11 protein-coding genes and 1 other annotated feature are annotated in these 13,061 nt (G+C 46.5%); all 11 genes read right to left on the minus strand.

Features of this window, described 5'->3' with window-relative positions:
* Positions 1-30 precede the first annotated feature (30 nt).
* Complete coding sequence (rpsG, locus tag AC0WRU_RS21875; protein WP_007432586.1) at positions 31-501, minus strand: 30S ribosomal protein S7; 471 nt, start codon at positions 499-501, stop codon at positions 31-33.
* Positions 502-551: 50 nt separating this feature from the next.
* A complete protein-coding gene (rpsL, locus tag AC0WRU_RS21880; RefSeq protein ID WP_007432587.1) occupies positions 552-974 on the minus strand; it encodes a 30S ribosomal protein S12 in 423 nt (140 codons plus the stop codon).
* A 143-nt stretch (positions 975-1,117) separates the two neighbouring features.
* Positions 1,118-1,369, minus strand: coding sequence for a ribosomal L7Ae/L30e/S12e/Gadd45 family protein (locus AC0WRU_RS21885; RefSeq protein ID WP_014278316.1), 252 nt, complete (start codon positions 1,367-1,369; stop codon positions 1,118-1,120).
* Between the two features lie 231 nt (positions 1,370-1,600).
* On the minus strand, positions 1,601-5,215 hold the full coding sequence (gene rpoC, locus AC0WRU_RS21890; protein WP_476126277.1) for a DNA-directed RNA polymerase subunit beta': 3,615 nt from the start codon (positions 5,213-5,215) through the stop codon (positions 1,601-1,603).
* A 144-nt stretch (positions 5,216-5,359) separates the two neighbouring features.
* The gene (gene rpoB, locus AC0WRU_RS21895; protein WP_025685941.1) at positions 5,360-8,905 is read right to left on the minus strand and encodes a DNA-directed RNA polymerase subunit beta; all 3,546 of its coding nucleotides are present in this window, start codon (positions 8,903-8,905) and stop codon (positions 5,360-5,362) included.
* Positions 8,906-9,260: 355 nt separating this feature from the next.
* Positions 9,261-9,863 (minus strand): class I SAM-dependent methyltransferase, encoded by a 603-nt coding sequence (locus tag AC0WRU_RS21900; RefSeq protein WP_476126278.1) that lies wholly within the window; start codon positions 9,861-9,863, stop codon positions 9,261-9,263.
* A gap of 149 nt (positions 9,864-10,012) precedes the next feature.
* Positions 10,013-10,378: a 50S ribosomal protein L7/L12 gene (rplL, locus tag AC0WRU_RS21905; protein WP_025685943.1), complete on the minus strand. Its 366-nt coding sequence runs from the start codon at positions 10,376-10,378 to the stop codon at positions 10,013-10,015.
* 68 nt (positions 10,379-10,446) lie between these two features.
* A complete protein-coding gene (gene rplJ / locus AC0WRU_RS21910; protein ID WP_476126279.1) occupies positions 10,447-10,950 on the minus strand; it encodes a 50S ribosomal protein L10 in 504 nt (167 codons plus the stop codon).
* Between the two features lie 72 nt (positions 10,951-11,022).
* Positions 11,023-11,174, minus strand: a sequence feature (ribosomal protein L10 leader region).
* 68 nt (positions 11,175-11,242) lie between these two features.
* Positions 11,243-11,935, minus strand: a complete 693-nt coding sequence (rplA, locus tag AC0WRU_RS21915; RefSeq protein ID WP_025685945.1) for a 50S ribosomal protein L1 — start codon at positions 11,933-11,935, stop codon at positions 11,243-11,245.
* An 88-nt stretch (positions 11,936-12,023) separates the two neighbouring features.
* Positions 12,024-12,449 (minus strand): 50S ribosomal protein L11, encoded by a 426-nt coding sequence (gene rplK / locus AC0WRU_RS21920; RefSeq protein ID WP_007432595.1) that lies wholly within the window; start codon positions 12,447-12,449, stop codon positions 12,024-12,026.
* 73 nt (positions 12,450-12,522) lie between these two features.
* Positions 12,523-13,056 (minus strand): transcription termination/antitermination protein NusG, encoded by a 534-nt coding sequence (gene nusG, locus AC0WRU_RS21925; RefSeq protein WP_014278324.1) that lies wholly within the window; start codon positions 13,054-13,056, stop codon positions 12,523-12,525.
* Positions 13,057-13,061 lie beyond the last annotated feature (5 nt).

Genomic DNA, 13,061 nt, shown 5'->3' on the forward strand with positions numbered 1-13,061 from the left:
AAAATTGAAGTTATTTTTTTGAGCTGAATCCTACCAACGGTAGTGAGCAAACGCTTTGTTCGCTTCAGCCATTTTGTGCGTATCTTCGCGTTTTTTCACGGAAGCGCCTGTGTTGTTGGAAGCGTCAATAATTTCAGCCGCCAAACGCTCTTCCATCGTTTTCTCACCGCGATTGCGGGAGTAGTTTACGAGCCAACGTAAACCCAGGGAAGTACGTCTTTCTGGTTTTACCTCGATTGGTACTTGGTAGTTGGCACCGCCGACACGGCGTGCTTTAACTTCCAGGACTGGCATGATATTCTTGATAGCTGCTTCAAAAACTTCCATCGGGTCATTCCCCGTACGTTCTTGGATAAGCTTGAACGCATTGTACAGAATGCTTTGAGCAACGCCTCGTTTTCCGTCGAGCATGATGCGGTTGATCAGGCGGGTAACCAACTTGCTGTTGTATACCGGATCTGGCAACACATCTCTTTTGGTAACTGGACCTTTGCGTGGCATGGATATCCCCCTTTCTTACATGTTAAACCGATTTATTCGGTTTATATTCATTAGGATTTTTTAGCTTTAGGGCGTTTTGCGCCGTATTTGGAACGAGCTTGCATGCGGTTGTTTACGCCTGCAGTATCCAAAGCACCGCGAACGATATGGTAACGTACACCCGGAAGGTCTTTTACACGACCGCCGCGAATCAGCACTACGCTGTGTTCTTGCAGGTTGTGTCCGATACCCGGAATGTAAGCAGTCACCTCTACACGGTTCGTCAAACGAACACGAGCATATTTACGAAGTGCGGAGTTTGGTTTTTTTGGAGTCATAGTACCTACACGAGTGCATACTCCGCGTTTTTGCGGGGCACTGATGTCGGTAGCTTCACGTTTCAAGGCGTTAAAACCTTTTTGCAAAGCCGGTGATTTCGATTTCTCGATTTTGGCTTGACGTCCTTTACGAACCAGTTGATTAATAGTTGGCATTGTGGTTGCCACCCCCTTCCTCAATTTTTCCTGTTGCTTCACAAACCATTTCTAAGCCCACAGACCCAGGCGGTTCATAAAAGAACAAATGAAAAGTCTTTGCCGCCAAGAATTCATTCTCTTAGACAAAAACGTTCCTTACCCTATTGTTTTACGATAGCAGCCATAGCGGCTCCCACTTCAATCCCACATGCAGCTCCGAGATTTTTCATTGTATCTACAAGAGTCACCTTGACTCCTTGCTTGTTGCACAAAGCAATGATGTTGGAAGTGAGACGTGGATCTGCGTCTTCCGCCACATATACTTCAGAGGCGAAGCCCAATTCGACCATACGAATGGTTTGTTTGGTACCGATTTTGACATGAGCATCTTGCAGTCCCTGTTCTTTAGACATATCTCATTCCTCCGAAAAGACACAATAGCATATAGGCTACTCACGCACCTTTGCTATATTAGCATTGACTATAAGCAATGTCAAGACAATTATCGACTATAGTTTGCTTAACAAAGAAATATATTTCATTTCAAGAAAAAGCGCCGGAACACCGTCTGACAAAGCCATAATCTAAAAGCTTCATCAGAGATGCGATGTTCCGGGCCCATCATGCCATTTATTAACGTTATATTACTCGGCCGAAATCGGTTCGAGTTCTTCGGACGAGGATTGCTCCCCTTCCGGTTGGGCAAATTTCACACTGCGGTAACGATTCATACCTGTACCCGCAGGGATCAACTTACCAATAATGACATTCTCTTTCAGACCAAGCAACTGATCTACTTTGCCTTTTATAGCCGCATCGGTCAGCACGCGAGTGGTCTCTTGGAAGGAAGCTGCTGACAAGAAGGAGTCAGTTTCCAGAGAAGCCTTGGTGATACCAAGCAGAACCGGTTTGGCTACCGCTGGCTCTTGGCCACTGATAATTGCTGTCTTGTTCGCATTTTCATACTCATGCACTTCAACAAAGGAGCCTGGAAGCAGCGTTGTATTCCCCGCATCAAGGATACGGATTTTACGCAGCATTTGACGAATCATAACTTCCACGTGCTTATCATTGATCTCTACACCCTGATTCCGATATACGCGTTGAACTTCCTGAAGGATATAGTTCTGCACCCCGCGAATACCTTTAATACGCAGCATTTCTTTAGGGTCAATCGAACCGTCTGTCAGTTCATCCCCGGCTTCAACAGTCATACCTTCGCTTACGCGCAGACGAGAACCATACGTAACCGAATAAGTTTTCGTTTCAGCTTCACCCTGAATATCGATCTCACGGCGATCTTTACCTTCACGAATTTCTTTAACTGTACCGTCAATTTCACTGATGGTTGCCTGACCTTTAGGATTACGCGCTTCGAAAAGCTCCTGAATACGCGGCAAACCTTGTGTAATATCGTCGCCCGCTACACCGCCTGTGTGGAATGTACGCATTGTAAGCTGGGTTCCTGGTTCACCGATGGATTGTGCCGCGATAATACCAACTGCTTCACCAATCTCAACGTGTTTGCCAGTAGCCAGATTGCGACCGTAGCATTTCTTGCAGACGCCATGTTTGGCACGGCAGCTCAGTACAGAACGAATTTGAACCTTTTGTACACCAGCTTTAACAATTGCTTCAGCTTTGTCGGAATCGATCAATTCGTTACGGCCAGCCAAAATCTCGCCAGTCTCCGGATGACGTACCGTTTCAAAGCAATAGCGACCTTCCAGACGGTCATACAGGTCCTCAATAACTTCTTTACCGTCCTGAATACGGCTTACTGTAAAGCCTTTGTCAGTCCCGCAATCTTCTTCACGCACGATAACATCCTGTGCCACATCGACAAGACGACGAGTCAGGTAACCTGAGTCAGCCGTACGAAGCGCTGTATCCGCCAAACCTTTACGCGCTCCGTGAGTGGAGATGAAGTACTCGAGTACTGTCAAACCTTCACGGAAGTTCGATTTAATTGGGAGCTCGATAATGCGACCGGATGGATTCGCCATCAGACCACGCATACCGCCGAGCTGGGTAATCTGTGATTTGTTACCCCGCGCTTTGGAGTCTACCATCATCATGATGGAGTTATAGCGATCCATGGACTTCATCAGCACTTCGGTAATATCATCTTTCGCTTTGGACCAAATATCAATAATCCGGTCATAGCGTTCCTCGTTCGTAATCAGACCACGACGGTATTGATTCGTTACGACTTGCGCTTTGTCCTCAGAACCTTTAAGAATTTCTTGTTTTTCCACTGGCACGATAACGTCCGATACAGCAACAGTTACACCTGAACGAGTAGAATACGTAAAGCCAAGCTGCTTGATTTTATCCAAAATCACAGCTGTTTCTGTTGTATGGTAAGTTTCAAAGCAACGGGCAATAATGTTACCAAGATAATCCTTACCCACCCCGCCAGCTTGCGGAGCATTTTGAATCGCTTCTGTAAGATTTACACCCTTCTCGTAAACAAAGAATTCCTCCGCAGTACCATAAAGCAGGTTGGCACGGGTAGCATCATTGATGTACGGGAAGCTGGCCGGGAAAATTTCATTAAAGATAATTTTACCAACCGTGGTGATCAGCATCGCATCCTGTTGTTTTTCCGTAAAGCTCGTTTTATTCAAAGCTTTAACCGGAATAGCTACACGAGCATGAAGACCCGCTGTACCGCGCTGGTAAGCCGATATAGCCTCGTTCATATTGCGAAGGATCATGTTGCTGCCTTCTTCTTCTTTGTTATCCATAGTCAGATAGAAAGAACCAAGGACCATATCCTGGGAAGGAGTAACAACAGGCTTGCCGTCTTTCGGATTCAAAATGTTACCGGATGCCAGCATGAGCAAACGAGCTTCTGCTTGGGCTTCCGCAGACAATGGAACGTGAACCGCCATTTGGTCACCGTCAAAGTCGGCATTATATGCCGTACATACGAGCGGATGCAAACGGATTGCACGACCTTCAACCAAAATCGGTTCAAACGCCTGAATACCGAGTCTATGCAGCGTAGGGGCACGGTTTAGAAGAACCGGATGCTCCTTGATTACTTCTTCGAGCACATCCCATACTTCTGCGCTCACGCGCTCTACTTTACGTTTCGCGCTCTTGATGTTGTGTGCAAGACCTTTGTTCACCAGTTCTTTCATGACAAAAGGCTTGAACAATTCCAACGCCATTTCTTTCGGCAAACCGCATTGGTACATTTTCAAGTACGGACCTACAACGATAACAGAACGACCGGAGTAGTCAACACGTTTTCCGAGCAAGTTTTGACGGAAACGTCCTTGTTTACCTTTCAGCATGTGGCTGAGGGATTTCAAAGGACGGTTACCCGGACCAGTAACAGGGCGGCCACGACGACCATTATCGATCAGAGCGTCAACAGCTTCCTGCAACATCCGTTTTTCATTTTGTACGATAATATCCGGTGCACCCAGATCTAGCAAGCGTTTCAGGCGGTTGTTACGGTTGATAACACGGCGGTACAAGTCATTCAGGTCAGAGGTAGCAAAACGTCCACCATCCAGCTGTACCATCGGACGGAGCTCAGGAGGAATAACAGGCAGCACGTCCATGATCATCCAGTCCGGCTGGTTGCCAGAGTTACGGAACGCCTCAATCACTTCAAGACGCTTGATCGCACGGTTGCGGCGTTGTCCTTGAGCTGTACGCAGCTCTTCTTTCAGGAATTCCAGTTCTTTGTCTATATCCAAATCTTGAAGGAGCTTCTTAACCGCTTCAGCACCCATACCTGCCTGGAATCCGTAGCCATATTTTTCACGGTAGCTGCGGTATTCTTTCTCGGACAGGAGTTGCTTTTTCTCCAACGGCGTATCTCCCGGATCAGTTACAACATAAGATGCGAAGTAAATGATCTCTTCCAGAGATCTTGGAGACATATCAAGAGCAAGACCCATACGGCTCGGAATGCCTTTAAAGTACCAAATATGCGATACAGGAGCAGCCAGTTCGATGTGACCCATACGTTCACGACGAACCTTAGCGCGGGTAACCTCTACGCCACAACGGTCACAGACAACACCTTTATAGCGCACGCGTTTGTACTTACCGCAATGACATTCCCAGTCTTTCGTAGGTCCGAAAATTTTCTCGCAAAATAGTCCTTCTTTTTCCGGTTTAAGCGTACGATAGTTAATCGTCTCCGGTTTTTTGACTTCTCCGCGGGACCAAGAACGAATCTTTTCGGGGGAAGCAAGCCCGATTTTCATATATTCGAAATTGTTAACGTCCAACAAGGAGCAACCCTCCTTAACCAAATCCTGAGTTTTTAGGTTTGATACCGCCCGGCAGCACCGGGCGGTATCAAGAAGCCCGATCCATCCTGTAGAGAATGGATCAAGGCATATAACAAAGCTGATATGATTCAGTCAGCAGACAGACTACTCTACGCCAACCTCAGAGCCTTCCAGATTTAAACTCAGCTTGTCGCTGGTTGTATCATCTTCATCATCAAGCTCTCTCATTTCGATCTCTTGTTCATCTCCGGACAGAATCTTCACGTCCATACCCAAGCTTTGCAGCTCTTTGATCAAGACCTTGAATGATTCAGGCACACCCGGTTCAGGTACATTTTCACCTTTGACGATGGATTCGTATGTTTTAACACGTCCAACCACATCATCGGATTTGACAGTCAAAATTTCCTGAAGCGTGTAAGCCGCGCCGTAGGCTTCCAGCGCCCATACTTCCATCTCCCCGAAGCGCTGACCACCGAATTGAGCTTTACCACCCAACGGCTGTTGCGTAACGAGAGAGTAAGGACCTGTAGAACGAGCATGGATTTTATCGTCAACCATATGCGCCAGTTTGATCATGTGCATGACACCGACAGTAACTTCACGTTCAAAACGATCACCTGTACGTCCGTCATACAACACCGTCTTACCATTGCGCTGCATGCCTGCCTCTTCCATCGTATCAAAAACGTCATACTCTTTGGCACCATCGAATACCGGCGTTGCCACATGAATACCAAGACGCATTGCAGCCATACCCAGATGAATTTCAAGCACCTGTCCGATGTTCATCCGTGAAGGTACGCCCAGTGGATTAAGAACGACCTGTACTGGTGTACCGTCCGGCAGGAACGGCATATCTTCTTCAGGCAAAATACGGGCAACGACACCCTTGTTACCGTGACGTCCGGCCATTTTATCGCCTTCGGAAATTTTACGTTTTTGAGCAATATATACACGAACCAGTTGGTTTACGCCTGGTGGCAGTTCGTCACCATTCTCACGTGTAAATACTTTGACGTCCACAACAATCCCGTCTGTTCCGTGAGGAACTCTCAAAGAAGTGTCGCGAACCTCGCGTGCCTTCTCACCAAAGATCGCATGCAAGAGGCGCTCTTCGGCTGTCAGCTCCGTTACACCCTTAGGTGTTACTTTACCAACGAGAATGTCACCTGCGCCGATTTCGGCACCAATGCGGATAATTCCACGCTCATCCAGATTACGGAGCGCTTCTTCACCGACATTCGGAATATCACGGGTGATTTCTTCCGGTCCAAGCTTCGTGTCGCGAGCTTCGGATTCGTATTCCTCAATATGAATGGAGGTGTATACGTCTTCCTTAACCAGCTTCTCACTCAGCAGGATCGCATCCTCGTAGTTGTAACCTTCCCAAGTCATGAAGGCAACGACAACGTTACGTCCCAATGCCAATTCGCCCATCTCTGTGGAAGGACCATCTGCGAGAATATCGCCAGCTTTCACCACATCGCCTCTGTTGACGATTGGACGTTGGTTAATGCATGTTCCTTGGTTCGAACGCATAAATTTGTGTAATTTATGCTTAACTATGTCGCCCTTCACTTCGGAACCATCTACTGTTTCGATACGGCGCAGCCAAATTTCGTTAGCTGAAGAACGTTCGATCACACCGTCGTATTTGGATACAATACATACCCCGGAATCTTTTGCAGCCTTGTGCTCCATTCCTGTTCCGACCAAAGGAGACTTCGGAATCAACAAAGGAACGGCCTGCCGCTGCATATTGGAACCCATCAACGCACGGTTGGAGTCATCGTTTTCCAGGAACGGAATCAGTGCAGTTGCCACGGACACGACCTGTTTAGGCGATACGTCCATATAGTCAACACGGCTACTTGCCATTGGAATGATGTTATCAGACTGCTTGTTGTAACGGACAATGACGACTTCTTCCTTAAAGGTGCTGTCCTCTGTCAGTTCCTCATTTGCCTGGGCTACGATGTAGTTATCTTCTTCATCAGCCGTCAGGTAATCAATTTGGTCTGTAACTTTTCCGGTTTTCGGATCTACCCAACGATAAGGAGCTTCGATAAATCCGTACTCATTGATACGCGCGAAGGTAGACAAGGAGTTGATCAAACCAATGTTTGGTCCCTCTGGTGTCTCGATAGGACACATACGGCCGTAGTGACTCGGATGGACGTCACGTACTTCCATGCCCGCGCGTTCGCGTGTCAAACCGCCGGGTCCGAGTGCGGACAAACGACGTTTGTGTGTCAATTCGGCAAGCGGATTCGTCTGATCCATAAACTGGGAGAGCTGGGAGCTACCAAAGAACTCCTTAATCGAAGCAATTACCGGACGTATGTTAATCAGCGCCTGTGGCGTAATCACATTAGCATCCTGAATCGACATTCTTTCGCGCACCACGCGTTCCATACGGGATAAACCGATACGGAACTGGTTCTGGAGCAATTCACCTACAGAGCGCAAACGACGGTTGCCCAAATGGTCAATATCGTCCGTGCTTCCGATTCCGTGAAGTAAGTTAATAAAATAACTGATGGAGGAAATAATATCGGCAGGCGTAATATTTTTAACCGATTTATCAATATTTCCGTTGGCAATCAGTTTTACAACTTTACCATCCTCAATCGGCGAGAATATGTCGATCGTTTGAAGAGGAATATCATTGCTTTCCAGCACGCCAGCAGCAACATGATACGTTCGGTGTCCTACCGATTCCTCAAGCTGGGCCAAAATCTCGTCCAACAGGCGACGATCCACCATTTGTCCTGCTTCAGCGATGATTTCACCGGTTGTCGTATCAATCAAAGTCTCAGCAAGCCGTTGATTAAAAAGACGGTTTTTGATGTGAAGCTTTTTATTGATTTTGTAACGGCCTACGTTGGCCAGATCATAACGTTTTGGATCAAAGAAACGTGCAACGAGCAAGCTCTTTGCATTATCCAGTGTAGGTGGCTCACCCGGACGAAGACGCTCATAAATCTCAATCAGCGCTTTTTCCGTAGAATCTGTGTTGTCTTTATCAAGAGTGTTACGGATATATTCGTCATTGCCGAGCAAATCCAGAATCTCAGCATCAGTGCCAAAGCCAAGCGCACGCAGCAACACCGTAACCGGAATTTTACGGGTACGGTCAATCCGGACATAGATAATGTCCTTCGCATCCATCTCCAGTTCGAGCCAAGCCCCCCGGTTAGGAATTACCGTTGCGGTGTATGTTGTTTTCGCATTCTTGTCGACTTTTGTGCTGAAATAGACGCTGGGAGAGCGAACCAACTGGCTGACAATAACCCGTTCCGCACCGTTAATAATAAACGTACCCGTATCAGTCATCAGCGGGAAGTCTCCCATAAATACTTCCTGCTCTTTAACTTCCCCGGTCTCTTTATTAATAAGCCGGACTTTTACCCGAAGCGGTGCTGCATACGTTACGTCGCGTTCCTTTGCGTCGTCAACGGTATATTTGGGTTCTCCGAGAGAATAATCGATAAACTCCAAAATCAGATTTCCTGTGAAATCCTGAATTGGCGAAATATCCCGAAACATCTCCCGCAATCCTTCCTCCAAAAACCAATCATAGGATTTTTGCTGGATCTCAATCAGGTTCGGAACCTCGAGTACCTCGTTAATACGTGCATAACTGCGCCGAGTGCGTCGACCATATTGAACAAGATGTCCTGCCAACTTAAACTCACCCCTCATGTCTACTCACTTTAAAAATTCATTGCGAACCTTTGTTTGTGACCTTATAATAAGACACAGACAGAAGATTCAATCCACAAATACAGAAAAGCCCTTACTCGAATGCATTCGAAAAAAGAGCGACGTATCTGCAGAATCCTCTTACCGGAAGATCTTCATCACTTGTAGATTTGCCCAAAATGATTGTATTATACGTAATAGGCATAAATACTATACCCGTCTACGCATAAACCTATTGACATTTCAACAAACTAAAGCCATGGAGGGCATCCTAATACTGACATTTTATAATAATATCACAGACCAGGATTCAAGTCAATGGTCCTATTGCATTTTTCTAAAACTTTTTTTCCGCCTTCAAAATACGGTAACCTTTATCCTTCGTAACTTCCTCCACACGTCCGAAAAGGCTCTCAATTTTAGCACTTGCCGAAGGGGCACCCTGCTTTTTCTGAATAACTACCCACAAAGCTCCACCTCCATTTAAATGTTCATAAGCAAGTTCGAAAATGGTATGCACCGTTTCCTTACCCGCACGTATAGGTGGATTCGTTAGAATCACGTCAAAACGATCATCTTTCACTTCCTCAAACAGATCGCTTTGCTTTATGGTCACATTGGTAATCCCATTCCGTTCCGCATTCCCTATTGCCAGTTGAACGGCTCGCTCGTTAATATCCACCATTGTAACGTGACCATTCGGTACAAGCGTAGCTGCCGTCAAACCAATCGGTCCATAGCCGCACCCTACATCCAGCACCGAAGCCTGCGCAGGAAGCTGCATCGCCTCAATTAACACACGGCTACCGTAATCAATTCCCTGCTTGGAGAAAACGCCTGAATCGCTGGCAAAACGGTATGTCCGCCCCCGCAGCACTGTTTCCAGGCTCCGCCGTTCGTGCGCCGTCTCTGGCCGTTTGGAGTAATAATGATCAGACATTCATGACCACCTCCTTCGGTTTGTAATACCATCATAGCCTTCACTATAATGTTTCAGACATGCTTGTACTGCCGTTTTACAGCAACAAACCCCTTGAAGATCACCTCAAGGGGTTTGTTTTAGTGCATTGTCTGCTAGATAGCAGTCAATTATTTCACTTCTACGGAAGCGCCTGCTTCTTCCAATTTTGCTTTCAGGGAATCAGCTTCTTCTTTCGCGATTTTTTCTTTCAGTGGTTTTGGAGCGTTGTCAACCAGTTCTTTTGCTTCTTTCAGGCCAAGACCCGTGATTTCGCGAACTGCTTTGATAACGTTGATTTTGGAAGCGCCAGCGCTTGTCAAAATTACGTCGAACTCGGATTGCTCAGCTTCTGCTGCGCCACCTGCTGCGCCGCCTGCTACAGCTACTGGAGCTGCTGCAGTTACGCCGAATTCTTCTTCGATTGCTTTCACGAGATCGTTCAGTTCCAATACGGACATACCTTTAATTGCTTCCAAGATTTGCTCTTTACTCATGGTTGAACCTCCATTTAAATTCTTATTTTTTGTTTTCAATCTGCTATACAGCAGCTTTAATCCCTAACTTATGCGCTTTGCTCTTCTTTTTCTGCAACAGCTTTAACTGCAAGCGCGAAGTTGCGCATAGGAGCTTGAAGCACGCTGAGGAGCATGGAAAGGAGACCTTCGCGGGATGGCAGTTCTGCCAGCGCTTTGATTTCCTCAACACCGATAACACGGCCTTCTACAACTGCACCTTTCAGTTCCAGCGCAGTGTTTTTCTTAGCGAAATCATTCAAGATCTTAGCTGCAGACACTGCATCATCTTTGCCGAACGCGATTGCAGTAGGACCTGTCAATACTGCGTTCAGTTCAGTCAATTCTGCTGCCGCAGTTGCACGACGGAGCAGCGTGTTTTTCAGCACTTGAAATTCGATTCCGGCTTCGCGAAGCTGCTTACGCAGCTCAGTTACTTGGGCAACATTCAGACCGCGATAGTCAGCAACCACAGTTGTTACGCTCTCGCGCAATTTTGCAGCTACAACTTCAACAGCTTCTTGTTTTGCTTGAATCACTTTTGCATTTGCCAAACTGTACACCTCCTGATCAATTTATCCGCTTTGCTCGACCAACCTGTCCGGTGATCGTTCAAAGCTACCTTCATGAGCATGAAAAAAGCCTCCGTAGAGTACGAAGGCTTGATAAATCTACATGGACGGGACGAGCCCGCCACATGAAACGTTCTATCATAACACCTCGGTAGGAGATTAAGCCCGAAGGCACCTACTGTCTACGGTAAGCATATTCAACTTTAATGGTCAGTCACACGGACTCACAACTTTTACAGAATAACAAAATCAATTGAACGTGTCAATCAAAATATTATTTGTAAACAGATGCGTTCACACGAGCACTTGGTCCCATAGTCGAAGAAATAGCGATGTTTTTCAGGTAAATACCTTTAGCAGCCGCTGGCTTCGCACGGTTCAAGGCTTCGATCAAAGCTTTAAGATTCTCGTTCAGTTGTTCAGCACTGAAAGAAGCTTTGCCGATTGGCGCATGAATTTGACCCGCTTTGTCGAGACGGTATTCGATTTTACCGGCTTTAATTTCTTGAACAGCCTTGGCAACGTCGAAAGTAACTGTGCCTGCTTTAGGGTTTGGCATTAAGCCTTTACCACCGAGCAAACGACCCAGTTTACCAACCTCGCTCATCATATCAGGTGTCGCAACGCAGACGTCGAATTCGAACCAGCCTTGTTGAATTTTGTTGATCATATCTTGATCACCAACAAAATCAGCGCCAGCCGCTTCGGCTTCTTTCACTTTGTCACCTTTTGCAAATACCAGAACGCGTTGTGTTTTACCCGTACCATGTGGCAGGACAACAACACCACGAACAGCCTGGTCTTGTTTACGGGAATCTACGCCCAGACGGACTGCTGCTTCAACAGTTTCGTCAAATTTAGCAGTTGCGCCTTTTTTCACCAATTCAACGGCTTCCAAAGGCTCATAAGTCGCTTCGCTGTCGATCAGCTTAGCGGCTTCCAAGTACTTCTTACCATGTTTAGCCATAATCTTTTCCTCCTTATGTGGTATTAGCGGATATTCCTCCCACACTTGCCGGACAGTCAAACTGCCGGCACACGAAGACTAATAAAAATTAGTCTACGATGGTGATACCCATGCTACGAGCAGTACCTTCAACCATACGCATTGCCGATTCTACGGAAGCTGCGTTAAGGTCAGGCATTTTTTGCTCAGCAATTTGACGAACGGCAGCGCGATTTACAGTTGCAACTTTCGTTTTGTTCGGTTCACCAGAACCTTTTTCGATTTTAGCAGCAACTTTCAACAGCACAGCAGCCGGTGGAGTTTTGGTGATGAACGTAAAAGAACGATCTTCAAACACCGAAATTTCAACCGGGATGATCAGGCCTGCTTGATCAGCAGTACGAGCATTGAACTCTTTACAGAATGCCATGATGTTGACACCTGCTTGACCCAAAGCTGGACCTACTGGAGGCGCTGGATTAGCTTTACCTGCAGGGATCTGCAGTTTTACCATTTTGATTACCTTTTTTGCCACGGATGACACCTCCTTGACTCAATAGTGGTAGACGGACCTAATGATCCTCCCACAAGAAACCTGTAAGAAAAATCTATATTTTCTCCACCTGAGTATAATCCAACTCAAGCGGGGTTTCCCGTCCAAACATGTTGACGTGAACCTTAAGCTTGCTCTTCTCAACCAAAATTTCTTCCACGGAGCCCACAAAATTCGCAAAAGGACCAACTTTAATTCGCACGGATTCCTTAACATCGAATTCAATCTTCGGTTTCGGCTCTACCATGCCCATATGCTTCAGAATCTGTTCAACTTCTTCTGGAAGCAAAGCTGTCGGTTTGGAACCCGAGCCTGTTGATCCTACAAATCCCGTAACACCTGGTGTGTTGCGCACAACATACCAAGAGTCGTCGGTTTGAACCATTTCGACCAAGACATAACCAGGGTAAACTTTACGCATAACGGTCTTTTTCTTACCGTCCTTGGTTACCAGTTCTTCTTCCATTGGAACAAGAACGCGGAAAATCTTGTCCTCCATGCCCATGGACTCAACGCGTTTCTCCAAATTGGCTTTGACTTTGTTCTCATACCCTGAATAGGTATGAACGACGTACCATCTTTTTTCCATATCAA

The sequence above is a fragment of the Paenibacillus sp. 1-8 genome (assembly GCF_056316205.1).

Coding starts and splice junctions, on each gene's coding strand:
- AC0WRU_RS21900 (WP_476126278.1), bottom strand. CDS start 9,863: ATGTCTGATCATTATTACTCCAAACGGCCAGAGACGGCGCACGAACGG.
- rplL (WP_025685943.1), bottom strand. CDS start 10,378: ATGAGTAAAGAGCAAATCTTGGAAGCAATTAAAGGTATGTCCGTATTG.
- AC0WRU_RS21885 (WP_014278316.1), bottom strand. CDS start 1,369: ATGTCTAAAGAACAGGGACTGCAAGATGCTCATGTCAAAATCGGTACC.
- rpsG (WP_007432586.1), bottom strand. CDS start 501: ATGCCACGCAAAGGTCCAGTTACCAAAAGAGATGTGTTGCCAGATCCG.
- rplA (WP_025685945.1), bottom strand. CDS start 11,935: ATGGCTAAACATGGTAAGAAGTACTTGGAAGCCGCTAAGCTGATCGAC.
- nusG (WP_014278324.1), bottom strand. CDS start 13,056: ATGGAAAAAAGATGGTACGTCGTTCATACCTATTCAGGGTATGAGAAC.
- rpsL (WP_007432587.1), bottom strand. CDS start 974: ATGCCAACTATTAATCAACTGGTTCGTAAAGGACGTCAAGCCAAAATC.